The organism is Clostridium sp. UBA1652 (assembly GCF_002320975.1).
GTDB lineage: Bacteria > Bacillota > Clostridia > Clostridiales > Clostridiaceae > Clostridium_T > Clostridium_T intestinale.
Genome location: NZ_DCLI01000056.1, coordinates 23669 through 49228, shown reverse-complemented (window position 1 = coordinate 49228; position 25560 = coordinate 23669). Strand labels below are relative to the sequence as shown.

General features: G+C 29.0%; 21 protein-coding genes. 4 read left to right on the top strand and 17 right to left on the bottom strand.

Going from position 1 to position 25560, the window contains the following annotated elements; translation table 11 throughout:
• The first annotated feature begins 14 nt into the window (after positions 1-14).
• A complete protein-coding gene (locus B3N22_RS11120; protein WP_286907097.1) occupies positions 15-1172 on the top strand; it encodes an epoxide hydrolase family protein in 1158 nt (385 codons plus the stop codon).
• A gap of 101 nt (positions 1173-1273) precedes the next feature.
• Here B3N22_RS11120 and B3N22_RS11115 read toward each other — a convergent pair whose 3' ends face one another.
• The 9 genes from B3N22_RS11115 to B3N22_RS11075 form a co-directional block, all read right to left on the bottom strand.
• Positions 1274-1831: a DinB family protein gene (locus tag B3N22_RS11115; RefSeq protein ID WP_286907095.1), complete on the bottom strand. Its 558-nt coding sequence runs from the start codon at positions 1829-1831 to the stop codon at positions 1274-1276.
• A gap of 305 nt (positions 1832-2136) precedes the next feature.
• Positions 2137-5484 (bottom strand): DEAD/DEAH box helicase family protein, encoded by a 3348-nt coding sequence (locus B3N22_RS11110; RefSeq protein WP_286907093.1) that lies wholly within the window; start codon positions 5482-5484, stop codon positions 2137-2139.
• A 112-nt stretch (positions 5485-5596) separates the two neighbouring features.
• Positions 5597-6205 carry a restriction endonuclease subunit S gene (locus B3N22_RS11105; RefSeq protein ID WP_286907092.1) on the bottom strand — a complete coding sequence of 203 codons (609 nt, stop codon included), beginning with the start codon at positions 6203-6205 and terminating at the stop codon, positions 5597-5599.
• Between the two features lie 603 nt (positions 6206-6808).
• Positions 6809-7804, bottom strand: a complete 996-nt coding sequence (gene xerA / locus B3N22_RS11100; RefSeq protein ID WP_286907368.1) for a site-specific tyrosine recombinase/integron integrase — start codon at positions 7802-7804, stop codon at positions 6809-6811.
• 137 nt (positions 7805-7941) lie between these two features.
• On the bottom strand, positions 7942-9120 hold the full coding sequence (locus B3N22_RS11095; RefSeq protein ID WP_286907090.1) for a restriction endonuclease subunit S: 1179 nt from the start codon (positions 9118-9120) through the stop codon (positions 7942-7944).
• Positions 9121-9123: 3 nt separating this feature from the next.
• Positions 9124-10581, bottom strand: a complete 1458-nt coding sequence (locus B3N22_RS11090) for a type I restriction-modification system subunit M (RefSeq protein ID WP_286907089.1) — start codon at positions 10579-10581, stop codon at positions 9124-9126.
• Positions 10582-10818: 237 nt separating this feature from the next.
• Positions 10819-11961, bottom strand: a complete 1143-nt coding sequence (locus tag B3N22_RS11085; protein WP_286907087.1) for an AI-2E family transporter — start codon at positions 11959-11961, stop codon at positions 10819-10821.
• Between the two features lie 24 nt (positions 11962-11985).
• On the bottom strand, positions 11986-13014 hold the full coding sequence (locus B3N22_RS11080) for a HAMP domain-containing sensor histidine kinase (RefSeq protein ID WP_286907085.1): 1029 nt from the start codon (positions 13012-13014) through the stop codon (positions 11986-11988).
• Positions 13011-13685, bottom strand: coding sequence for a response regulator transcription factor (locus B3N22_RS11075; RefSeq protein ID WP_286907084.1), 675 nt, complete (start codon positions 13683-13685; stop codon positions 13011-13013). Before B3N22_RS11075 ends, B3N22_RS11080 begins: the two co-directional genes overlap by 4 nt.
• 344 nt (positions 13686-14029) lie before the next feature.
• Between B3N22_RS11075 and B3N22_RS11070 the strand changes: the two genes are divergently transcribed.
• Positions 14030-16384 (top strand): ABC transporter ATP-binding protein/permease, encoded by a 2355-nt coding sequence (locus B3N22_RS11070; RefSeq protein ID WP_286907082.1) that lies wholly within the window; start codon positions 14030-14032, stop codon positions 16382-16384.
• Between the two features lie 153 nt (positions 16385-16537).
• Here the strand turns inward: B3N22_RS11070 and B3N22_RS11065 are convergent, their stop codons facing one another.
• From B3N22_RS11065 to B3N22_RS11035, 7 genes are all read right to left on the bottom strand, one after another.
• On the bottom strand, positions 16538-17188 hold the full coding sequence (locus tag B3N22_RS11065; protein ID WP_286907080.1) for an NAD(P)H-dependent oxidoreductase: 651 nt from the start codon (positions 17186-17188) through the stop codon (positions 16538-16540).
• Positions 17185-17724 (bottom strand): flavodoxin family protein, encoded by a 540-nt coding sequence (locus B3N22_RS11060; protein WP_286907078.1) that lies wholly within the window; start codon positions 17722-17724, stop codon positions 17185-17187. Before B3N22_RS11060 ends, B3N22_RS11065 begins: the two co-directional genes overlap by 4 nt.
• Positions 17725-17744: 20 nt before the next feature.
• Entirely contained in the window at positions 17745-18131 is a 387-nt protein-coding gene (locus B3N22_RS11055) for an FMN-binding protein (protein WP_286907076.1), read from the bottom strand.
• A 1-nt stretch (position 18132) separates the two neighbouring features.
• Positions 18133-18561, bottom strand: coding sequence for a flavodoxin domain-containing protein (locus B3N22_RS11050; RefSeq protein WP_286907074.1), 429 nt, complete (start codon positions 18559-18561; stop codon positions 18133-18135).
• A complete protein-coding gene (locus B3N22_RS11045) occupies positions 18551-19138 on the bottom strand; it encodes a TetR/AcrR family transcriptional regulator (protein ID WP_286907072.1) in 588 nt (195 codons plus the stop codon). Before B3N22_RS11045 ends, B3N22_RS11050 begins: the two co-directional genes overlap by 11 nt.
• A 189-nt stretch (positions 19139-19327) precedes the next feature.
• A complete protein-coding gene (locus tag B3N22_RS11040; protein WP_286907070.1) occupies positions 19328-20791 on the bottom strand; it encodes a sensor histidine kinase in 1464 nt (487 codons plus the stop codon).
• A gap of 191 nt (positions 20792-20982) precedes the next feature.
• Positions 20983-22455: a sensor histidine kinase gene (locus tag B3N22_RS11035; RefSeq protein WP_286907068.1), complete on the bottom strand. Its 1473-nt coding sequence runs from the start codon at positions 22453-22455 to the stop codon at positions 20983-20985.
• Positions 22456-22676: 221 nt separating this feature from the next.
• Here B3N22_RS11035 and B3N22_RS11030 point away from each other — a divergent pair, with 221 nt between their 5' ends.
• Positions 22677-23702, top strand: a complete 1026-nt coding sequence (locus tag B3N22_RS11030) for a sugar ABC transporter substrate-binding protein (RefSeq protein ID WP_286907062.1) — start codon at positions 22677-22679, stop codon at positions 23700-23702.
• Positions 23703-23897: 195 nt separating this feature from the next.
• Complete coding sequence (locus B3N22_RS11025; protein WP_286907060.1) at positions 23898-24554, top strand: N-acetylmuramoyl-L-alanine amidase family protein; 657 nt, start codon at positions 23898-23900, stop codon at positions 24552-24554.
• A gap of 45 nt (positions 24555-24599) precedes the next feature.
• Here the strand turns inward: B3N22_RS11025 and B3N22_RS11020 are convergent, their stop codons facing one another.
• Positions 24600-25514, bottom strand: coding sequence for a metallophosphoesterase (locus B3N22_RS11020; protein WP_286907058.1), 915 nt, complete (start codon positions 25512-25514; stop codon positions 24600-24602).
• Positions 25515-25560 lie beyond the last annotated feature (46 nt).

Below are 25560 nucleotides of genomic sequence, written 5' to 3'. Positions count from 1 at the left end.
AAAGGAGCTTCATTATGACTATTGAACCATTTAATATTCAAGTATCTGATGAAATACTTGATGATTTAAAATACAAACTACACCATGTCCGCTGGCCAGACCACTTAAAATACTCAAGTTGGGATCGCGGCACTGATATTGATTATTTAAAATCCCTTATCCAATATTGGAAAGAAGAATTTGATTGGAAATCACAAGAAAGGAAATTAAACGATTTTCCTCAATTTAAATGTACTATTGACGGAATAGATATTCACTTTATTTATAAAAAAGGTAAGGGACCAAATCCACTACCAATTATTCTTACCCATGGATGGCCAGACAGCTTTATAAGGTATCAGAAAATTATACCTCTTCTTACTGATCCCGCTAGTTATGGTGGAGATCCCAAAGACTCTTTTGATGTAGTAGTTCCATCAATACCTGGATTCGGATTTTCCAGTCCACTAAAGCGTGATGGTATAAATAATTATATTGTTTCTAAACTTTGGGCAAAGTTAATGACTGAAAAACTTGGATATAAAAAATTTGCTGCAGCTGGAGGAGACATAGGATCTGGTGTTACTAGATATTTAGCATTAAATCATCCAGAACTTCTAGTTGGAATTCACTTAACTGATATAGGGATTATTAGAGAGCTAATCTCTTCTAATGATGATATTAGTAAACTTTCTGAAGAAGAATTAAATTACAAAAAAAATGCCCTAAAGTGGATTTCAGATGAAGGAGGTTATATGTCCATTCAATCTACAAAACCGCAAACTATTTCTTATGGGCTTTCTGACTCACCTGTAGGTTTAGCTGCTTGGATTATTGAAAAATTCCGTGGGTGGAGTGATTGTAATGGTGATTTGAGAACAAGATTTAGTAAAGATGAATTACTTACTAACATAATGATCTATTGGGTTACAAATACTATAGGCTCCTCTGCAAATATGTATTATGAGAATATGAACTCTTTACCTCCAATGAGACCTATAGATGTACCAACAGGTTTAGCTCTTTTCCCATCTGATATACTACTACCACCTAAAGAATGGGCTAAACGTAATCTAAATATTACTCATTTGACAACAATGGCAAGTGGTGGACACTTTACTGCTATGGAAGAGCCTGAGCTTTTGGCTGAAGAAATCAGAACTTTCTTTAGGTCTTATAGAAACAAAATTTAGTATTGATGTCCATTCTAAAAAGAAGGTTATAAATGGTTAAGATAAAAATCTAATTACCTTAACTATTTATAACTTATTTTGAGTTCTCTATTATAAAAAATTTATATATAGTTTATTTTATCTTTAACTCCATAAAGAAATCTACAGTAACCTATTTCTGAAGCATTTTTCATCAGCTCTAAATTAAGCCAAGCAACAAGTTCATGAAACGGTCTATCTTCAAATGGCCATTTAGTTAATTTACTTGAAATAAGATCATCATCAGATAAACTATTTATTTTCTCTATCCATTTATCAGAAAGATATTTTATATTTTCTATAGTATCCTTTGAACTTCCTAAACCCTTCACATCTTCTCGAGTCAAAGTGCCAGCTCCAAATGAATTATTTAAAACCATTGACCACCAAAATCTTATATGCCAAGTAATCCAAGCGATATTTGGAGGTCCAATAGTATATTCTTCTGTTTCTGGCCAATCAACACTCCATTTATTATTTTTGTTAACTATATGCAACCCCTTTGATGTTGGTTTCCATAGATACTCTTCATCTTCAAGCTTATCCAAATGCATCTCAAGAATTTGCATACATATTTTAAACTGAAAGTCTAGTGTACTCTTAATACTTTGAATTAAATTCAAATCACTTTTATCATTCATAACACCCACTCCATATGCAAACTAATTTCATTTTTGTTTTCCTATATATAAACATATTACAACTTTGTCTACCATTAGTCAATGTAATAAATATAAAAGTAAAAATTTAAAGCTTCTTAAAATCAAAAGAATAAAACTTTTTAAGAATAAAAGAATAAATATTTTTAAGAATATATAGTGTTTATGCGGGTTGCAGAGATTAATGATGCTTTTCCTATAGTATTTATTCGTAAAATAAAGAATCTACAAACAAGGTAGATTCTTTTAAAATTATATTTATTTTAAAATAGTTTCTAGAAGTTTCTCTATACAATTATTTCTGCATTTTTCTTTATGTCTGCTATAACTCCCATTATATCTCTTGCATCATCCATATTATTTTTAAAAAGCTCAACTATGCTTCCAACATTTCTAAATGGCTCTTGCTGTAGTATTTTATTATCGTCTATAAGTCCATTTTTAACTACATAATCTACTATTAATTTTACGAAATGTATCTGCTTAGAATTTAGAGATTGATTGGTCAAGAATTTTGAAAAAAGATCATTTGCCGCAGTTCTATTTAATCCAACTAACTGTCTAACTAATTTATTTACAGGCATCTGTCCAAATTCTTTTTCATAATCCGCTTGTGTCCCAAGCTCAATCCACATAATAGCTTCAAGTGTTTCTAAATCATCTTTAGTTAACTGTTTATTATTTTTAAGCTTATATATAGCTATTTCATTTTCATGCTCTTTTAAGTAGTATTCAACTTTTTTTCTATAATTCTTGAGGTTATTTACATCATAAATAGCTCCATTTGACTCTTCTTTAATAACAAAGTCTTCGAAATTTGTATGATATACTTTTTGATTTTCTTTTTCCAAATACTTTAATAAACCTCTTAAAGTTTGTCTAACCTCATCAAGTTCAAATAAATTTACATTTCCCCAAAATTCCTCTGTTCTTACACTATCAATTATATATTTTTGCTCTCTTACTTCTGGTATTGTGCCAAGCTTTGATAGTTGTTCCGCTGTATCAATAACAATATTTATAGGTCTAGTAGCATTATTTCCTTGAAGATTTGCAAGTTCTATTGTATACATAACTAAGTCAAATCTCTTTGATAATTCATCATCCTTTAATGACATTATAAGAGGTGAAATGTATTGTTTTATATCCTTAGTGGTGATCGCTCCAAGTGCTTCCCATTCTTTTTTATTCTTATATCTATGAACATAGTATAAATTCATTCTAACCCTAAAATTTTCTTCATTAAGTGAATTAATTCCTATTAGAGCTTCTTCTAATAATTTAATTCTATAATTTATATATTCTTCTTCATCATATCTAATATCCTGAAGTTCTTTTATTAAATCCACTTTCAAATTAAATATTCTTTCACTTAAAGTTTGTCCTAAGTTTCCTTCAAATCCTTTTGGGTTTGCTCTAAAGAAATCAAAGTTATTACAAAAATCAAATATTAAGAACATATTTTTGTCTTGTTCTATTCCTAATAAGTCTTGGCAAAGACGTGTTCCTCTTCCTATCATCTGCCAGAATTTAGTTTTAGATCTTACTTTTTTGAAGAAAACAAGATTCAATATTTCTGGAATATCTATCCCTGTATCAAGCATATCTACACTTATTGCAACTTGTGGCATTTTGTCTTTATCTGAAAAATCATCAATTAAACTATCAACATAGTTGATTTTATTATCAATAACTTTTGAGAAATTAGTTCCATGTTCTGGGTATAATATATCAAATCTTTCTTTTATGGCTAGTGCATGCTTATGACTTTTAGCAAAAATAATAGTCTTCCCTAACTTTTCATCGCCTTCTATCCTTAATCCTTTTTCCATAAGCTTGTTTATAACTAAATCAATTGTGTCGTTATTAAATAGCCAATCATTTACAGCTGTATTGCTAATTTCTTCTCCAATATTCTCATCATCATCAAATTTTTCTTCATATTCTTTTTTATCCTCTTCTGATAATTCGTCATATTTAATGCCATCTTCCATTATTTTGGATTTAACTTCAATAGTTTTATAATCAACAAGATAACCATCTTCTACTGCCTTCTCAAGTTCATAGGCATATGTAGGCACTCCATTTTCCATGTCAAAAATAGTATAAGTATTCTTGTCTATTTCATCTTTTGGAGTAGCAGTAAGCCCTAATAAGATAGCATCAAAATAGTCAAATATAGCCTTATATTTTCTATATATACTTCTGTGAGATTCATCAACCACTATTAAATCAAAGTGACCACAGGTAAATAATCTTTTACCATCTTTTGATTTTGTATCATCAATAGCATTCATCATGGTTGGATAAGTGGAAAATATCATTCTTGCTTCTTCTGGATTATCTCTATTATCAAGTAAGTTACATAATGCTAAATCCGGTAATAACTTAGAAAAATTCCTTTTAGCTTGCTTTACTAATGCAGTTCTATCTGCCAAAAACAATACGTTTTTAATCCAATTATTCCTTGCCAAAACATCAACAATAGATATAGCTGTTCTTGTCTTACCTGTACCAGTTCCCATTACTAATAGTAATTTTCTTTGTCTTCTTTCTAATGATTCGCATATCGCTGTAATTGCTTCCTTTTGATAATATCTATTTGATATACTATCTTTTATAGTTACATTCCCTAAACTTTTCTTAGTAAATCTTCTATCAACCATTAATTGAAGTTCATCTTTCTTGAAAAAACCATAAACTCGTCTCTCCGAATATCCACTGTAATCATCCCATATATAACTTTCAAAGCCGTTAGAAAAGAATATTACTGGTCTTTGACTATACTGTCTCTCTAAACAATCAGCATATAATTTAGCTTGTTGTTGTCCGATTTTAGGATCCTTACTTGTCCTTTTAGCTTCTATGACTGCTAGCGGTTTACCATTATCTCCATAAAGTACATAGTCAGCATAACCTTTTTCTGAACTGTTTGGCATTCCAAAAAGTTCAAGTTCTTCGCTTACATCTTTCTTAAAATCCCAACCAGCAAGTTTAAGTTCTACATCTATATATATTTTTCTTGTCTTAAATTCACTTATTTCATCTATTTTAAAATCATGACTTTCAGTATTATCTTTTCTTTTTTGAGTAAGTTCTCTTCTTAAGGTTTCATTTTCTTTTACAATTTCTTCAAGTTTTCTATCCTTTGAACTTAACTTTTCATAAAGGTTTCTAAGTTCCTCTGGCCTTGTTCTCTTTTCTTCTCCTTTAAGAAGTGGGGCTTCATCAAATTCTTTTTCTTTAAAGTCATCACTATAACAATAATCGATCCAATTTATAAATTGGTAAAGGTTATGTAATGAAAGAATTGCTTCTTCCCTTGTTATATTTGAATTAGTATGAACAGCTACATTACCAAGTTTAATAGTAAATTTAATCATTGGTAACATTTCACTATCAATAAGTTCAAGAAACGTATCATTGTGAATTAAGCTACTTATGTTATCTTGATAAGGTAATTTCAAATATTCATCATAAGAATAAACCCACTTTACAGCTAGTTCTAAAGCTCTTCTGGTTAAAATAGCAGTTGTCGCTGGACCTACCACTATACTTTTTTCAGCCTCGATACAAGCATTTGAAAAACTACTAAATTCCTTTTTATCTTTTAAAAACTCAAAGTTAGTACACAAACCCTTTCATCCCCCTACTACCCTAAAGTAATTCGATGTTTATATAATCCATATTATATTTATATTACCATATAGCAGTAGTATTATAAAAGAAAAAAAGCCTCAGATTACCCTAAGACTTTTTAAATTTTGCATGAAAATCAGCTTTAATAATGATATTTATACTATTCTGTATTTCAAATTTCAATTTGTCGATTTGTTTAATGAAATCAGCAAATTGATTTTGTTTTTCAATTGGTGGTAAGGGTATTTCTAAATTCCTACATTGCAGTAAACTTAAGTTTTGCTGTCTCACCCCTACTGCTGAATCAATGAATGGTTTTAATACTCTTGGTTGCTTTAAAGAATGTAGTAAGTATAATGGATTAATTTTATTGGTAGCTCTAAATATAGCTATTGCTTGATTTATATTCCATTCACTAAATATATTAGGAACAATTGCGAACTTACCCAATGGCGGACCTACTATGTTCATTAAAACATCATTAGGATATACTTTAGAACGCGCTAATAACTTATTATGAGTTTCTAATGTAACATATTGTGGCTTATCCTCAAATAACATACTTCCATCAAAACTTAAATTATATACTTTTAGGTATGGAACAAACCCTTCACCAAATTCGTCTATAATCTCATTCGATTTTGGTGTCGTTCCCTTAGTAATATATTCACAAACTTCTTCTACTTTTGCTAATGGAAACTTTCCCTCACCGAACATCTCGATAAATCTCGATTTGACTCTAGGAGCTTAGCTACACAGCTATTTTTTATAGATTTATTATTCTCTTCCTCTTGTTTTTCGTTATATACGATATTTTTTCTATTAAATTTTCCTTTTTAACCACACTCCTAACTTAATAATTATAGTTTAATATTTTTAATTATTTTGTGTCCACAATTTTATACTAGCACCATAATAATCTAATGAATCTAATGAGGCTTGGGAAGAAGCCTCTACAGCAGCAAGGTGTTTAACTTTTTAAACATTTTTCTTTTTAAATGTTTAAATGTTTAAATGTTTTTCTTTTTAACTTTTTAACTTTTTAAACATTTAACTTTTTAAACATTTAACTTTTTATAAAACATAATAATAATTTAACGAATCTAATGAGTCTTGGGAAGAAGCCTCTACAGCAGTATGGTGTTTAACTTTTTATTAGACATAATCTTGAAAAGAATGAATTTAATGAAGCCTGAGAAACGGCTTCTACAGCAATATGGTGTTTAACTTTTTATAAAACATGATAATAATTTAATGAATCTAATGAGGCTTAAAATGACGCCTTTACAGTGTAAGTAAAATATCTAGAGAGATTATATTTTATCCTATATATTTTCTATGTGAAATCTTAACATTATTTTGGCTTACCATTGCATATTGAAGGGTTGTATCTATCTTTTGATGCCCCAACAGGTGTTGAACCTGCTCGATTGGCATACCCTTATCAATTGCTCTAGTAGCAAGAGTTCTTCTAAATTTATGAGGATGAACCTTGTTTATATTAAGCCTTTTTCCTAAGGATCTCATCCTAATTTCGACTCCACTAATCTTCAGCCTATTATATGGCTCAATCAATGATACAAATAGAGCTTTATTATCATCATTCCTGCTATCTAGATAGTTTTGTAAATGTATTTTAGTTCTTGCATCAAAATAAACTCTTCTTTGTTTATCTCCTTTTCCTTGAACAATACATTCTCTCTCATTAAAATCTATATCTTCTATATTTAACTTCACTAATTCTCCTACACGCATTCCAGTTGCGCTTAGTAAATCTATAATTGCGAGATCACGTATCTCTTCACACTTATCACGCATTATTTCTAGGCTCTCATCAGTATATATTTCTTTTACTATTTTTCCAGTTCTGATTTTATGAATTCTCCTCACCGGACTTTTTAAGACATAATTTTCATCCTCAAGCCAAGAAAAAAAAGTTGATAAAATTCTTCTAATATTATCAATAGAAACCTTACTACAATTACTCATTTTGTGGTATTCAGCTAAATACCCCCTTAAATCTTCTGTTGTAATATGTTTAACAGGTTTCTGTAGCTTCTTAAGCATATTCTCTATAGTTGATTTATAATACTTTAGTGTTTTTTCAGAACATCCTTCTACTCGCTTAGCACAAATAAAAATATTACAATAATCAACTTCTTCCTTGTTTAAACTCTTGTTATTATCTTCACTTATAAATGTTAATCCTTCAAAGACTTTTGTTAATGCTTTATGTAGCTCTTCCATTTGCATATTGTTAAGGGATTTTATCATTTGCTGCTTAATTTCAATTATGATTTTTTCCAATACAATCATCCTCTCATTATAGAATTCAGACTGTATTATTCTTGACATTTATAAAACTAGTAATTCCTTATTTAATGCTAATAAATCCCTATCGTCAATAACTTTTTCTATTCTATTACTAAAATAACCTGATTTCTTTGAACCTTTTAATTAAATAGTTTCCCACTGAATGCTCTTTGCATTAATGAATTAAAGTTATTCTCCAGTTCAGTTAGACTATTTTGTGCTTCAAATTTCAATTTGTTGACTTGGTTGACGAAAGTTGCAAACTGGTTCTGAAGTTCTATTGGTGGATAAATTATAGGGAATTCTTCTAAATGTTCTTTATTTATTTGTCTCTTATCTATTCCTCCAACACATACACTTCTTATATAATCCCTATATTCATTAGTTGTAAGAATAAATAAGACAAATTCAATAATTTCTCCCTTTTGTAACCTTATCAAATAAACGTGCCCATTGATATTTGCACTATCATCTTCTCCTAAAAACATAGCAGCTCTACCTAAACTACTATTTTCAGTATTTATTCTACCAGTTTTAGTCATTAAGATATCTCTATTTTTTAGGCTACTTTTTAGCATTTTATTATGAGTTTCTTTATCTATATATGCTATATCATCAAGAACCAATTTATTTTTCCAAACATTTTGACTTCTAAAAAACATAATTCCTTCATCAACATAAACTTCACTTCCACCTTTTGGGGTATTTCCGCTTAGTATTTTAGTTGATATATTTTTTAATTTTTTAACTTCCCACTCCTTAGGATTATTTATAGGGTCCCCAAACATCTCGATAAATCTCGATTTGACTAATTCATCTAATTCTTGTATTTGTTTTTTTCTTTTATTAATTAATTCTTGAGCTTGATCCAAAATATTTGCAATTTTCTCTTGAATATCTACACTTGGTACAGGTATTTGTATATCATCAAAATACTTTTTTGTAATATGTTTCATTGTTGAACCATGCATATACTGTACAGCTTTAATTAATGCAATTCCCACAATATGTTTAAAATATCTTCTATCTATATATTCTTTATCAAATTTAACTTTAAAAATATGTTGATTCAGAACTGCTTCATTATTTTCCCATTCATATACTCCTATACTTGCTGACCATGAAATTAATATATCACCATTTGTAACTATATATTTATCATCAATTTCACCACTAAAATAATTATATTCTGCATTTTCATTATTTAAATTTTGTATCCTTATAATTGGTCTTCCTTCCGTTACCCATTGTTCTGGTCTAAAAGCATATCCATTAATATATGTTGCAATATCCCCTAATATTTTATAATTAAAACTCATAACCTACACCTCAAGCATTCTTTCTAACTCTTCTAATCCCTGAGTTATTTCCTTCTCAAGTTCCTTAATCCTCCCTAAAATAACACTTGGAGCATCATAAACCACTTCCTCATACTCTATTTCCTTATATTTATTAATAGAAAGATCATAACCATTTTCTCTTATCTCTTCTACAGGAACAAAAAAGCTTTTTTCAGTTCTTTTTCTATCCTTCTCAATTTCTAAATTATTAAATCTTCCTATTATATCTGGAATATCATTAGCTTCTACTTTTGCTCTCTTATCATCTAAGGAATATCCATCTGCCTTCATATCATAAAACCATACCTTATCAGTTCCACCAGTACCAGTTTTAGTAAATATCATAATTGCTGTAGAAACTCCTGCATAAGGCTTAAATACTCCACTTGGCATACTTATAATAGCTTCTAATTTATGATTATCAACAATCTCTTGTCTTATGCTCTTATGTCCACCTGTTGATCCAAATAACACACCATCTGGAACTATTGATGCACATCTTCCACCTGTTTTTAATATTCTTAAAAATAAGGCCAAAAATAAAAGCTCTGTTTTCTTAGTTTTAGTAATCTTTAAAAGATCTGCTGATACTGCTTCATAGTCTAAGCTACCTTTAAATGGAGGATTTGCAAGAACTAATGTATATTTCTCTTTATCCGTATTAACTTCAGAAAGTGAGTCTTTATATTCTATGTTAGGATTATCTACACCATGAAGCATCATATTCATAGCCCCTATCCTTAGCATAGTCCTATCCATATCAAAACCATTAAACATTCCATTATTAAAATGTTCTCTTAGTTCACTTACTAAAAATAAATCACTATGATATTCTCTTAAATATTGTTGTGACTCAACTAAAAATCCACCGCTACCAAAGGCAGGATCTACTACTATATCTGTTGGAGTTGGCTTCATTAATTTGACAATCATATCAATGATATGTCTTGGAGTTCTGAATTGTCCATTTGTACCTGCCGTAGCTACCTTTGATAATAAGTATTCATAAAGATCTCCTTTAGTATCTCCTTCTGACATGTCTATGTTGTCTATTCCAGTTACTATCCTTGATAACATTAATGGAGTTGGTATTTTAAATATTGCATCTCCCATATATTTTGAATATGCAGATGCCTCATCTCCATGAAGATTCTTTATAAATGGAAAAACTTCTTCTGAAACTATTCTATACATTTCTCCTGCTTCTTCATTTTTAAATTTTCCCCATCTTAAATGTTGCTTATCTTTAGAAAAAGTTCCTTCAAAATCTATCCCTAAAAATACTGCTTCATTTTCTTTTATTGTCTCATTATCATCTAAACCTTTTATAAATAAAAGATATGTAAACTGTTCTATTACCTCTAATGGATTAGTGATACCACCTGTCCAAAATGTTTCCCAAATCCTATCTATCTTGCTACGCAATTCACCTGTTATCATGTCTTTTCCTCCAATAGTTATTCTATATTGAATTTTACTACAATTTCTTGTTTTTATCTACAACTCTTAATGGCTATACCAGAATGTTCCGATCATAAAAATTTAAAGCTTCTTAAAAACAAAAGAAGAAAACTTCTTAAGAATAAAAGAATAAATATTCTTAAGAATATATAGTGTTTATGCGGGTTGCAGCAATTTTAACAAAAAAATGAGCCATATAACTATAGCTCATCTCAATTATTCTTTCTTCATTTCCTGCTCTATTAACCGCTTATTTACTTTATCTACAAATAATTTATAAATAGTTGCAGCTACTGGTACACTTAAAAGCATTCCAACTATTCCTCCAAGTCCTGCCCCTATAGTTATTGCAGCAAAAACCCAAATACCCGGTAATCCTATACTTGATCCAACAACTTTAGGATAAATTAAAGTATTTTCTAATTGCTGAAGTATAGTTATATAAAGCAAAAATAATACTGCTTTAAGTGGGCTTACTGTAAGAATTATAAATGCACCTAATGCCGCACCTAAATATGCTCCTACTATTGGTATTAAAGCTGTAACGCTTATAAAAACTCCAACTGTAACAGCATAAGGAAACCTAAAGACAAACATTCCTGCCGTACATAATCCACCTATAATAACAGCTTCTACACATTGCCCTACAATAAAATTTGAAAAGGACTCATTTATAACATGAAATACATAGTTAATTTTCTCTATACTTTTATTTTTTAAGAATGCTTTCATTACTTTTTTTATCTGATAGGATAGTTTTTCCTTGTTTGCAAGTGCATAGATTGCAAATACAAGTGAAATTATAAAATTTATTAGGCTATTTGCCATTGTTGATGCAAATAAAATAATTGAGTTAAGAACTCCTGTAAGTAAACTTGATGCGAAAGTCATAACACCCCTTGATATCTCATTTATATCTATTTGCAAGGTTGTTAATGTATTTTCAATGACTTCATATTTATCACTATTAGTATCTATAAACTTAATAATATCATCTACAGATTTTGGTATAGCTGCTATTATAACAGAAATTGCATTTACTAATTCGGGGATTACTATTAAAGCCACTATTACTAATATAAATATAATCAAAAGTATAGCTAGAAATATACAGACTGCTCTCCTAGATTTATTTATGATTTCATTCTTTGATTTAGGAAAATATATTTTTTCAAGCTTTTTCATCAATATGTTTAGAACATATGCCATTGCTAATCCAGAAATTAGAGGTACTGTTGCACTACTTATATTTCCTATCTTTGAAAAAATGTTTTCTGAATATTTTACTACTAAGACTACAAATAAAGCTAAGAATAAATACTTAGCGATATCCATGATATTTCTTTTATTAAAATTCATCTACTTTCTCCTCCAATTTTAAAACTAACTAGGAAGCCTAACAATAAACTCTGTTCCTTTTTCGGGCTTACTCTTTACTGATATTTTTCCCTGGCATAAATCAACTATTCTTTTAACTAAGGATAATCCAAGTCCATTTCCCTCAGATACATGGGCTAAATCCCCTTGATAAAATTTTTCAAAAATATGCACAGCTACGTTATCGCTCATGCCTATACCATTATCTGATATTTTAACTTTAATATCATTTCCTTCGTAATAACTTTTAACTAATATCTCTCCATTTTTATGACTAAATTTTATGGCATTACTTAATAAATTAAGCCATACATGAGATAACATTTCTTCATTGCTATAGAATTCTATAGGTTCTAATTCTATAGTAAATTCAATCTCTTTTTTCTCCCACTGCATCTGTAGAAGAAGTATGCAATTTCTAATCTGTTCATCCAAGGAAAAATGGTTTTTGTCTGTAATGATAGCTTGATTTTCAAGTTTAGTTAATAATAAAACATTTGACGACATATTGGCAAGTCTTTCTGATTCTCTAATAATTATATCTGTGTATTCAAGCCTCTGATTTTCTGTTAAGGAAGCTTTATGAAGTTGTCTTGCAAATCCTCTTATGGATACTATAGGGGTTCTAAATTCATGTGAAAAGTTATTAATAAAGTCCTTACGAAACATTTCTATACTATTAAGCTCATTTGTCATACTATTAAAACTATCAATAAGCTCTCCAAGTTCGTATTTTCTCTTTAGTTCTTTCACCTTTATGTTAAAATTTCCTTTTGTTATCTCTCTTGTTGCAAAAATCAACTCATTAAGTGGTTTCAAAAAAAATTTTGCCACTGGAAATGTAAGTATTGTTCCTATTATAGTGCTGACTATAAGACCCACTATTAATAAATATATTGGACCTGCTCCATTTGGAGGCATAAGATTTGACTTATCTAGAATAATAATTAAAATTCCAGATAATAAAGCAGAAGAAATCATTATAATAAATACTATTACAACTAGAGCCGCATTCATACTTTTTAATCTTTTCATTCTGCTTTCACCGCCTTATATCCAAGTCCACGCACGGTAATGATCTGAAAATCCTCATTATCTTTAAACTTTTCTCTCAATCTATTAATATGTACATCAACTGTTCTCCCATCTGTATCGCTATCCATACCCCAAATCTCATCCATAAGCTGTCTCCTTGTAAAAATCTTATTTGGATAAGATAATAATTTGAATAATAACATAAATTCCTTTTGAGGCAATAATTCAACTTTACCTTTTTGTTTAACTGTAAGTTCATCATAATTAAGCTCAGTTTCTCCAAAAACAAGTTTATGCTCACTAGCTATTTTAGAACGCCTAAGTAAAGCCGCTATACGTAAAATCATCTCTTCTTCATCCACTGGTTTTACCATATAATCATCTGTTCCAAATATAAAACCTTGTTTTTTATCTGAAGGACTTTCCTTTGCAGTCACCATTAAAATGGGTAAATTAAACCTAGCTTCTCTAAGCTCCTTTGTAAGTTCATATCCGTTCATATTCGGCATCATAATATCTAATACTATTAAATCTATATGTTGTTTATCTAAAATATCTAAAGCTTCTAAACCATCCCTTGCCAAAATAGGTTTATATCCATTTTCTAAAAGCACAGCTTCCATTAGTTTTCTTGTATTATCATTATCTTCAACTACCATTATGTTAAACATATCTAAATCCACCTACTTACTTTTCTTATATTATATCTACTATTATATCTTATTTAAATTTTGTTAACTCAATGTAAACTACAAATAGATATATATTTTAGTTAACATTGAGTTAATAATTCTATTTTATACTTCACCTACAGCAATAAAGTGAAACTTTTCAGGTGGAGTTTTTATACTCCAGCTGAATTTAGTTGAACTAATCCAGGAGCGTGCATCCGTTATCGCCCACTTGAAGAAAAGCAGATATTCCAAATTTTATATTTGGCATAGTCGCTTTCACACAGTGCGTGGGAGTATTATGGATGCTAGCTATCGGATAAAAATAGTAAGGAGACGATGTAATGCTTCAGTTAAAAAATATTAAAAAAAGCTATACTACTGGTGATTTTACTCAAGTAGCATTAAACAATGTAAGCGTAAATTTTAGAAAAAACGAATTTGTGGCAATCTTAGGACAAAGTGGTTCTGGAAAAACTACCTGCCTAAACATAATAGGGGGCCTTGATAAGTATGATAGTGGCGATTTAATTATTAACGGCAAATCAACTAAGGAGTTTAAAGATTCTGACTGGGATGCTTACCGTAATAATAGTGTTGGGTTTATATTTCAAAGTTATAATCTTATTACCCATTTAAGTATTATAGATAATGTTGAGATGGGAATGACTTTAAGTGGTGTTTCATCAGCTGAAAAGCATAAAAAGGCTTTAGAAGCTTTACAAAAGGTTGGGCTAAAAGATCATGTCCACAAAAAACCAAATCAACTTTCCGGTGGACAAATGCAAAGAGTTGCCATAGCTCGTGCTCTTGCAAATGACCCTGATATAATCTTAGCTGATGAACCTACAGGGGCATTAGATACATCAACTAGTGAACAGATTATGGACTTAATTAAAGAAATAGCTGATGATAAGTTAGTTATTATGGTTACCCATAATCCAGAACTTGCAGAACAATATGCTGACCGTATTGTAAAGTTTAAAGATGGTCAGATAGTAGATGATTCTAATCCTTATGAAAATGTTAAAGAAGAAAAAGGATACTCCCTAAAGAAAACAAGCATGAGCTTTGCAACTGCTTTAAAATTATCTGCAAAAAATATTTCTACTAAAAAATGGAGAACTGCACTTACTGCATTTGCATCAAGTATTGGTATTATTGGAATAGCTATGATTCTTAGCCTTTCGTCAGGTTTTCAAATTCAAATAGATAAATTCCAAAAAGATGCTCTTTCAGAATTCCCTATTATAATTTCTCAAACAGCTATGAACACAGACGAAGAAAGTTTAGAAAAAATGCGTGGTGAAATGAGTAAAAAAGATTCCTCTATCTCAATAGAAGATTCTAAAGAAGTTAAGCTTTATGATCCTAAAGAGGGCGCTTTAACTCATACAAACATTATAACAGAGGATTATGTTGACTATGTTAAAGCTATAGATCCAAAGATTTTAAACAGTATAGGTTATACTCGTATGACTGGTATGAACATACTTAGAGAAAAATCTGGAATAACTTCACCTGTATCATTAGCTATAGGTATTAATAATTCTGATAATCAGGGAATTGGCGCTGGCATGGGAGGTGGAGTTGGCTTATCCTCATATCCTGAGCCTTTAGATAGCTCTTCAGTTTCTTATTTAGAAAAAAACTATGACCTTCTATCTGGTGAATATCCACAAGATGAAACAGGATTAGTGTTGGTTATAGATAATCAAAATCGTATTGATCAAGCAGTATTAAAAAATCTTGGTTTTGATACAGATGACATTGATAGTATAGATTTTGATGAAATAGTAGGTACAGAATTTAAATTAATTACAAACGATGATTTTTACACAAAAACTCAGATGGGTAACTTCCTTCCTGGTACAAATTATGATGAAATGTATAATTCTAAAAACAGCATTACTTTAAAGATATCTGGAATTGTGAGATTAAAAGAAGATGTTTCTTTTGGAATTGTAGGTAATGGAATAGCTTATAGTGATAAATTAGTTCAAAAGGTTATAGATTCTTCTATAAATTCAGAAATTGTAAAAGCTCAACGTGATGTTGACTACAATGTTATGACTATGGAAAAGTTCGATGAAACAGGAAAAACTACCTTTTTATCATACTTAGGTGGAGAGTCAGTGCCTTATATGGTCTATTTATATCCAACTGATTTTGAATCAAAAGATGCTGTACTAGAGTATCTTGATGAATATAATCAAGGAAAATCTACTAAAGATACAATTGTATATACTGACCTAGCAAGTTCTATGACAGAAATGACTGGCGGTATTATGAATGCTATAACCTTAGTTCTTATTGCATTTGCTGGAATTTCTCTTGTGGTTTCGTTAATCATGATAGGAATTATAACTTATATATCAGTTCTTGAAAGAACAAAAGAAATAGGAGTACTGCGTGCCCTTGGTGCAAGAAAAAAAGATATCACACGTGTATTTAACGCTGAAACATTTATAATAGGTGCTACATCTGGTATTTTAGGAATAACAATTGCGTACCTTCTTACTATCCCAGTTAATTCAGTAATTGAGAACATGACAGAATTACAAAATGTTGCACAGCTAAATCCGCTACATGCTTTAGCTTTATTAACCATAAGCGTAATACTTACACTACTTGGTGGGCTTCTTCCTGCAAGAATGGCTGCTAAAAAAGATCCAGTAGAAGCTTTAAGAACAGAATAAAATTTAAAATAAAGTGTATCTATTATAAGAGATCTATCATAGTATATATTGTTAGATGATTTTATCTTAATACCTAGATTAATAATAAGATCTCTAAGTTTTAATCATTATTTTTACTCTTTATAAAGCCCCAGAAATGGGGCTTCTTTTATTTTAAGTTAAATATGGATTTTTTTGATTCACATCAATTCCATGCTTTTTTAAATTACTATCAATCTTTCTATTCATTGCTGCACTCATAATTTTATATACTAAACTCGGCATCTTAAACTGAGCTTCTCTATAAACCTCTGAGGGTGATACTTCATCTCTTGAAATATGTTCAAAAAATATATTTAACTGCTTTATAACCTTTTTTGAGTTTGGTAATTTATTTAATGGCTCACCATTAACCAATGCACCCATACCCATTACAAAACCACCTTTAAAATTTAACCCACATTTCTTTCCGAAGATCTCTAATATTTTTAACCCACTTTCATGAGTATGAGAGTAGGGCATTCCTCCTTGAATAATTCCATAAAGGCTTTGTCCATGTAATATTTCCTTATTTAAAGCTAATTTTTCTAAAAAACCAATCATGTCCGCTGGATAAGTATTTACATAACATGGTCCACTTATTATTATAGTATCTGCTTTATTAATAGCTTCATATAGTTTATCGATATTATTTAAACTTGAGTATAGATGAAGAAACTCACATTCATAACTTTTAGCCACTAAATATTCTGAGCACATTTTTCCTAAGAGAAAACTTGTACCAGTTTTTCTTGGACTACCATTTATTAAAAGTATTTTTTTCATGCACTTAAAACCTCCTCAATGATTTTTCTCCTTATTTCAGAGGTAAGTTCAGAGTCAACTATATATGAATTTCCTGTGCCTCTTGTTATAATTAAGTTTTCATTAACTAAATTTTTAAAAGCTTTTATTTCTTCTTCAATACAATTTTCATTTATCCCTATAGCAAAAAACTTAAATTCACCTCCCTTTTTACCTCCTTTTACTATTTCTCCGTTTTTCACATAATAATGTTCATCCATTATTAATCCGAATTTATCAAATACTCTCTTTATTTTAAAGGAGTAACTGCCAAATGTAATAGGTGTGACAAAAATTAAAGCATCAGCCTTTATACATTTAGGATAAATCCAGTCACCATCATCTCGTACTATACACTTTCTATAGGTTTTATAAGTGCATGCCCCGCAACTAACACAAGGCTTTATTTCTACTTGCTCAAGTGAAATATAATCAACTTCAATTCCCTTATTCAAAAAATCTTCATAAAGTTTTTCACCTATGTTGTTTTGCCCTTCATCCGCTATTATAGTAACCATAATATGCCTCCTTTACTTAGTTATTTTGAATATCCTTCTTTAAGAGACTTACTTACAGCACTTTTTATAGCTTCACTTGAAAGAGTTGCACCGCTAATAGACTCTACATTATAATTATTTTCTTCAATAATTTTGTCAGTTATGACTTCTGCCTTACCACCCATCCCCTTTTGATGTTCGATTATATCTATTTTTTTGATAGCATTATTTTTTACTATTGTGGCTACCTTCACCTTAACTAAGCCTGCATTAACTTCCCCATTATATATACCATCTGATACTAAATTCATTTCAATTTTTTCATACTCCATTGCTTTTAGTTCTTTTTTTGCATTGTTTGTCATCAGTAAAAAACTTCCAACTACTGATATAATTAAAACAATAAACACAATACGTAATTTCTTCATCTTATCCCTCCAATTTTTTTCTAATTCTTATAGAGAACTCCTCAGCTTCTTTGATATCTTGTCTATTTGGATGTCCAAGCTTCATGATTAAAAAACTTCCTTGAGAAAGTAGCTCATCAACAACTTTAATATTCTTTTCCTCTAAAACTTTTAGTATATTGCCTTGACCTTTCTTCTTAGAGGTTGAAGATGTTATTAATGCAACCCTTTTTACTTTTTTATTATCTAGATTTTCTGCAAATTTTAAAACCTCTAGAAGACTTTCTCCCCCATAAATACCTGATACAATAAAGAGTAAATCCATATCTTCTAGAATTGAGTTATCTTTAATATTCTTAGGTTCTATGTTTAAAGTTTTTCCTATAGCCTTAGCTATTTTTTTACAATGACCTGTTTTGCTTGCATACACAATACCTATTTTATTTATCATAGAGAATCCCCCTTAAAATAATATCAAATTGAACTTTAAATAACTCTTCAGCCTCTTTACTTGTCAGATTCCTATTCCTAGAAATCATTAAATTAAATCCTAAAAATGAACTCCAAATAGCAAAAGCAGCCTTATCCGTATCCATTTCCCTAATCAATCCTAGGTGAATGTCATTTTTAAGATTCCGGCTTATTCTAGATAACCACCTTGGTTTATCAGGTTGTCTTCTACTATATTTATGAAGAACTATAAGATTATATTTCTCTGGTTCTTCAATAGCTAATCTCATTATTCTTCTAAATATCCTCTCCATATTCCAAACCACGTTTTTATTTTCATCTAATAATCCTGCTATTTCAGCACTTAACCATTTAGTTTCATTTTCTTCAATGGCATCTATAATTTCCTGTTTATCTTTAAAATGATGATACACAATTCCTGTGGAATACTTCATCTTCTTAATTATTTTTCTTATTGAAACCTCTTCAAATCCTTCTTCTATTCCTATTTCTAATGCTGTATCTAAAATAGTCTTTCGAACTATCTCACTTCTCATTTTTTGATCTTCTCTTGCCATAAATCATCCTCCATTTAAATAACGACGTTTATTTTTATAACACCGTTATTTAAATTGTAATCTAATCCTGTTCTAATTGCAACTTATTTCCTCATTTGTAATTTTAGATGCAATAAAAAAAGAAGAGATTTTTTCACCGCTTCTCTTTCAACTATATTCATGCCTTTGATTTTCTGTCGTATAACATACTCAATTATATATGTCAGAAAACTCGATATTAATTTTTTCTATACGACTATCATCTAAATTAATAATATTTTCATGTATATCTTCTTCAAAACATAATTCATCAGGAAGAGAAATAATAAATTCACTACCTTTACTAATAACACTATTTAATGATATATTTCCCTTATGTATTTCTACTAATGATTTCACTAGAGACAACCCAATCCCACTTCCTTCGCAGCTTTTAGTAGTGGATTTATCTACTTGTATAAATCTATCGAAAATTATTTCCTTCATATTATCTGGTATTCCTATACCACTATCTTTTACAGAAATACACACCTTGTCCTCTTCAATATAGATAGAAACTAAGATGCTTCCACCTCTTTTCGTAAATTTTACAGAATTAGATAATAGATTTAACATTATACGCTCTATTAAATCAGGATCACAAGCTATTACTTTTTCTTCTATAGAAGTATCAAATATAACTGTAAGCCCCTTATGTTCTATAAATTCTGCAACAGATATAGTGATATCCTCAACTACTTTAACAATATTTAAGTTTCTAAATTTTACATCAAAACTCAAAGCATCTATTTTGGTTATATCTATTAAATTGCTTATAATTCGTATAAGTCTAAATGAGTTTTGCTTAACCATTTTCAAATATTTACTCATGTCATAGTTTTGACTTTTCCTTAAGTTAAGTTCCATTACTTGTTCAGCGCTATAAATAACATTAATAGGTGTTCTTAATTCATGAGATATATTAGCAAAAAAATCACTTCTCAACTTTTCATAATGTATTAAAATTTCATTTTTTTCTTCTATGTCACGTTTACTTTTTAATAAATCTTTTTGACTTATAAAATCCTTAGAAAATCTTATGTAATTAACTTTCGAAACAATAAATGCAAAAAAAGTTACAATTACAGAATTAACTATATTTCCATATAATAGATTTGGATTATTTTCTATTATTATAAAGAAACCTGAAATAAAAAGTGAAGTTGAAACAAAATATAAAATAACTCCTTCTATTGGTGAACTATATAAACAAGATGCTACTGACAATACACAAATTATATATGCAGATATCTGTCCATTAATATATAAATCATTTAGAGCCATAAAAAGGCACCAATATATTATTATGTTTGCAAAAAAGTTATATAATATTTTTTCACTTATAAACTTTTTATATATTCTGTTTAAGAATAAAATTATATACCATAAAATTATTAAATGTAACACTATAAGGTGAGAATAATATAAATTTATATATTTAGGTGTAAAAGCTCTCATAGGCTCATACACCACTCTATCTGCTATAATTAAAATAGTATTAAGTAATAATAGTATTACCCCTATTTTCTTACACCTTTTAATATTAATTGATGTCCTAAGTTCTTCGAATTCTGTTTTGTATTTTTTAATATCCTCGATTGCCTCTTTTCCCCACATACACTTTAAAAACTCCACTCTTACACCTCTTTATCAATAAATACACGCCTTTATGTAATAAAATGTATTTTTTTCTATAAAATTAAATATTCTACAATTCTATCTATTTACCTTCTTTTATTTGAGTTTTTCGCACGACAAATACAAACATATATTGACTCTTTTTATAAAAAAGACAACTGATTTAAAATCAGTTGCCCACTATATACTTAGTCATAAATGTCTGAAAACTCAATATTTATCCTTTCAATCCTGTTATCATCTAAATTAGTTATATTCCTTTTCTCTCCACTATCTTTATTTAAAATATCAGGTATACAAATTACGAATTTACTCCCCTCATTTTCCTGACTATTAAGATATATCTTCCCGCAATGCATTTCTACTAAGGATTTTACTAATGATAATCCTATTCCGCTCCCCTCTGTATTTTTAGTTATAACATCATCTACTTGAATAAATCTATCAAATATCAATTCTTGCATATCATCTGGTATACCTATTCCGTTATCCTTTACAGAAATACATACATAATTGTTCTCTAAATGTATATTTACTAAAATACTCCCACCTTTTTGTGTAAATTTTACTGAATTTGATAAAAGGTTTAACATTATTCTTTCAATCAAATAAGGATCACAACATATTATCTTCTCTTCAACTTCGGTGTCAAATGTAAGTGTAAGCCCCTTACTTTCAACAAAATCAACTACAGACATAGCTATATCTTCAACTACTTTTATTATATTTAAGTTAACAAAAGTCGCCTCAAAACTTAAAGCATCTATTTTAGTAATATCAATAAGATTTCCTATAAGTCTAATTAACCTATATGAATTTTGTTTAGTTATTTTTAAATAGCTTTCCATTTTTCTTTTATTTAGATTTTCTTGATTAACCATAAGCTCTATCATTTGTTGGGCGCTATAAATCACATTTAAAGGTGTCCTAAGCTCATGAGATATATTTGCAAAGAAATTTGTCCTTAACCTCTCATATTCTTTTAACTTTTGATTAACAGCTTCTACTTCCATTTTACTTTTTAATAAACTTTTATTATTTAAAAAATCTCTTAAAAATCCTCTATATATAATATTAGAAACTATAAATCCAAATATCACCACAACAATAGAATTATAAATGTTGTAATATAATAAACCCTTACTGAAAACTATAAAATGCATGCCTAGCATTAGAAAAACTATAGATATTCCATACAATATAAATGACTCTAAAGGATCCATATATAACACACCCGATATTATTAATACCCAAATAAAATACACAGATATTTGCCCAGATATTTTTAAATCATTTAATGATATGAGGATACATGATCCCATAGATATAGTTAATAACATTTCATAAATAAGCTTTCTATTAATATTTTTTTTATATTTTTTAGAAATATAATATAAAATGTACCAAAATAAAAGTAGGCCTATTGTTAGAATATGAATATAGTAAAGATATAAATATCCTATATTCTCTGTCCTCATACTTCTATAGCTTGTTAAATCTACACCTAACATCATTAAATTAACCATAAACAATACTATACCTAGTTTTGTAGTTCTTTTGATATTTGTTTCAGTCTTAAATTTTTCAAATTCTTCTTTATGTTTTTCTTTTAAGTTTTCTATATCATCAAAATCATTTTTTTTATTAAAATTCCAAAACATGTGCACCTCTATTAATATAATTTTTAGTTTGATTAATTCTGCTTTATAAAATACATTATTCTACAAATTTGTGTAATTTCCTCTAAGTTTTAATCGACATTCATGTTAATTATTATTTTAAGGATTTTTTATTAAAATTCGTAAACTCAAAATATATTAGAAATAAATAACTTCTAATAGAATATTTTAATTATTATATAAACTTAAAAAAGGTGATGAATATGTACCTATCAATACCAAAGGTTTTTCTTGTGCCTGTCAGCTACTCTGAAAATATTCTGTTTAAAAAAGAGTTACATGCACATAATTCTATAGTTAGAGAAAATATTGTAATAGGGGTGTCCTTACCTAATCAAAGAATTCCAAGATGGGTTAGAGATAAAGAAGCTTTTAAATATTATGCAGATCAAAAAGGTGTAACCTTAAAATTAGAGGACGCTGACTATGATCCTTTGCTTCAAGCAAAACAAGTTGAAGATTTAATTTCACAAAACGTTGATGTATTAATTATTGCTCCTCTAGACTCTTCAGCTTTCACTTCTTTAGTTGATAAAGCTAAAAAAGCTGGAATAAAGGTCATATCTTATGATGGTCTTCTACAAAATAGTAACTCTGACCTATATATGTCATTTAATGGTACACAAGTTGGTGAACTTCAAGGAAAATACCTTGTTCAGAATGTTCCAAAAGGCAACTATATTATTTTATCTGGCGACCCTAATGACGATACTTCTAAATTATATAAAGATGGTTCCATGTTATATATTATCCCTCTAGTTGCAACTGGATCTATAAAAATAGTTTCCAGTGTATCTATACCTAATTGGAATCCTGTAGAAAGCTATAATGTTATAAAAACTATTTTAAGTAAAAATAATAATATTAATGCAATATTATCCCCTACAGATGCTATATCAGGAGGTGCCATCAAAGCTTTAGAAGAAGCAGGATTAGCTGGAAAAGTTGCAATAACAGGTCAAGATGCATCTCCTGCTGCTATTAAAAGAATAATTGCTGGTACTCAATCAATGACTGTACTTAAAGATAGTAGAGAACTTGCAAAAGTAGCAGTTAACGCTTCTATAAAACTAGTAAATGGTGAATCTTTAGATACTAATGCAATTATTAATAATGGTTTTAAGGATGTTCCTGCAATTATTTTACCTCCAACACTAGTAACTAGATATAATATTCCTGAAACTATAATTAATACTGGATTTTTAAACCCTAGCGATATTTATAGTTAGCTTAAAGGTAGTTTTCTTTCCTCTTTTTATTACAGAAAATAAATTTATTATTACGATTTTAAAATTTAACAGTAATATCTTACAAAATAATATATAATTAAATTACAGGGAAATTATGTAAAACAGTGAGGGGGTATTACTATTAGATTTGAAAAATCAACTTATAAAAAAATATATTTAGGATTATTTATCTTTTTGATAGTTTCTATAACAATAATTAAAATCTATGATAATAAATATCCATATAGAGAAGTAAATCTCTTACTAAATTCCAAATTAAGTACGGCTGAAAAAACTATAGTAATTGATCCTGGTCATGGCGGATATGATGTTGGTGCCGTAGGTTCTTTAGGAAATCAAGAAAAAAAACTCACCTTAGAAATATCCTTAAAGCTTGGCTCAATTTTACAAAAAAAAGGCTATAATGTTGTTTATACTAGAGAAAATGATGAAGTTTCATGGCCTTCTGAGCCTAAAGAAGATTTATCAGCACGTGCTGCTATTTCAAATTACGAAAAGGCCACTATATTTTTAAGCATTCATCTAAACAAATTTGATGAGAAATCCATAACTGGAACAGAAACTTATTATAATGAAGCGAGTTCTCAAGGTAAGGTTTTAGCAGAAGTAGTCCAAAAACAAATTATAGAAGATTTAAAAACTACAAACAGAGGGATAAAGAAAGGAAATTATTTAGTGTTAGAAAAGGTAAAAGCTCCTGCAATATTAGTGGAGCTTGGCTATATAAGTAATGAATCTGATGAAAAAAACTTAAGTAATTCAGATTACCAAAATAAAATTTCTTTATCAATTACAAAAGCTATAGATAATTATTTTAAGATAAATCCTTAAAATAAAATGGTCTAGAAACATCTAAGTCTTCTAGACCATTTTTACTTATCTTTTTCTTAAATCAAATCTTTCAATTGGTTCCGGTCCTCTAAGAACTTTTCTCTTAATATGAAGATCTCCCTCTGAATCAGTTCTAATTCTCCATTCTATAAGCATTATCTCACCGTTTTCTATCTCAATTCCCTGTATTCCACTTGCTCTAACACATGAACCATCGTTAAAATATGGTAATTCTTTTGCTTTTGGAAAATGAGGTCTATGAGTATGTCCACAGATAATCATAGTTTTATGTCTTTTAATCCAATGACTATAAATCCTTTCGATTTTATGGATTTTTTCTGCATTTCTTACAGGGCTTGCAGGATTTATAAAACCAATTGAATGAAAAAACTTCCAGAAATATCTTACAGAAAGCATATTGAAATACCAAAAAGAATCATTTAATACATCTCCCTGGTGCCCATGAACTGTTAATATCTCTTGACCTGTTTCCCTATGCCTAAATACTACCCCTTCATATATGGTTATACCTGGAAACAACTCTATTTCTTCCTCATTATAATCATCATAAAACTTGTAGTAATTTTTTTCTACGAAATCCGGATATTTTAGTTGTATATTATGATTTCCATATAACATAATCAATCTATCTTCATCAAAAAACTTTTTTAATTGAGTATATACTTCATCGTGTGCTAGCCTTATATGCTTAAAGTTTGAGTGCTCCCAAAGCTCATCTCCATCTCCAACCTCTACATAAGTATATCCGTTATTATAATAATATTCTAATGCGAATAAAAATATATTTTGATTTTTTGAAAATTCATCGTATGGTGTATTTTCACCTCTATGGCAGTCGCTAAAAAATATATACTTAGAATTATCATCAAATTCTTCAATTCTAGCATTATTATAAGCTTCATTTAATCTCTTAAAAGCTAATTTTTTCCCTGATATCATGGCACTCCTCTTCTTGGTAAATAGAATCAATTATATTATTTACCAA

What these genes read in the sequence shown, in the direction of transcription:
- B3N22_RS11080 (WP_286907085.1), bottom strand. Translation starts at nt 13,014, where the DNA reads ATGAAAAGATTAAAAAGTATGAATGCGGCTCTAGTTGTAATAGTATTT.
- B3N22_RS11045 (WP_286907072.1), bottom strand. Translation starts at nt 19,138, where the DNA reads ATGGCAAGAGAAGATCAAAAAATGAGAAGTGAGATAGTTCGAAAGACT.
- B3N22_RS11105 (WP_286907092.1), bottom strand. Translation starts at nt 6,205, where the DNA reads ATGTTCGGTGAGGGAAAGTTTCCATTAGCAAAAGTAGAAGAAGTTTGT.
- B3N22_RS11120 (WP_286907097.1), top strand. Translation starts at nt 15, where the DNA reads ATGACTATTGAACCATTTAATATTCAAGTATCTGATGAAATACTTGAT.
- B3N22_RS11095 (WP_286907090.1), bottom strand. Translation starts at nt 9,120, where the DNA reads ATGAGTTTTAATTATAAAATATTAGGGGATATTGCAACATATATTAAT.
- B3N22_RS11055 (WP_286907076.1), bottom strand. Translation starts at nt 18,131, where the DNA reads ATGAAGAAATTACGTATTGTGTTTATTGTTTTAATTATATCAGTAGTT.
- B3N22_RS11035 (WP_286907068.1), bottom strand. Translation starts at nt 22,455, where the DNA reads ATGTTTTGGAATTTTAATAAAAAAAATGATTTTGATGATATAGAAAAC.
- xerA (WP_286907368.1), bottom strand. Translation starts at nt 7,804, where the DNA reads ATGATTGTATTGGAAAAAATCATAATTGAAATTAAGCAGCAAATGATA.
- B3N22_RS11115 (WP_286907095.1), bottom strand. Translation starts at nt 1,831, where the DNA reads ATGAATGATAAAAGTGATTTGAATTTAATTCAAAGTATTAAGAGTACA.
- B3N22_RS11065 (WP_286907080.1), bottom strand. Translation starts at nt 17,188, where the DNA reads ATGAAAAAAATACTTTTAATAAATGGTAGTCCAAGAAAAACTGGTACA.
- B3N22_RS11030 (WP_286907062.1), top strand. Translation starts at nt 22,677, where the DNA reads ATGTACCTATCAATACCAAAGGTTTTTCTTGTGCCTGTCAGCTACTCT.
- B3N22_RS11090 (WP_286907089.1), bottom strand. Translation starts at nt 10,581, where the DNA reads ATGATAACAGGTGAATTGCGTAGCAAGATAGATAGGATTTGGGAAACA.
- B3N22_RS11020 (WP_286907058.1), bottom strand. Translation starts at nt 25,514, where the DNA reads ATGATATCAGGGAAAAAATTAGCTTTTAAGAGATTAAATGAAGCTTAT.
- B3N22_RS11075 (WP_286907084.1), bottom strand. Translation starts at nt 13,685, where the DNA reads ATGTTTAACATAATGGTAGTTGAAGATAATGATAATACAAGAAAACTA.
- B3N22_RS11050 (WP_286907074.1), bottom strand. Translation starts at nt 18,561, where the DNA reads ATGATAAATAAAATAGGTATTGTGTATGCAAGCAAAACAGGTCATTGT.
- B3N22_RS11070 (WP_286907082.1), top strand. Translation starts at nt 14,030, where the DNA reads ATGCTTCAGTTAAAAAATATTAAAAAAAGCTATACTACTGGTGATTTT.
- B3N22_RS11085 (WP_286907087.1), bottom strand. Translation starts at nt 11,961, where the DNA reads ATGAATTTTAATAAAAGAAATATCATGGATATCGCTAAGTATTTATTC.
- B3N22_RS11060 (WP_286907078.1), bottom strand. Translation starts at nt 17,724, where the DNA reads ATGGTTACTATAATAGCGGATGAAGGGCAAAACAACATAGGTGAAAAA.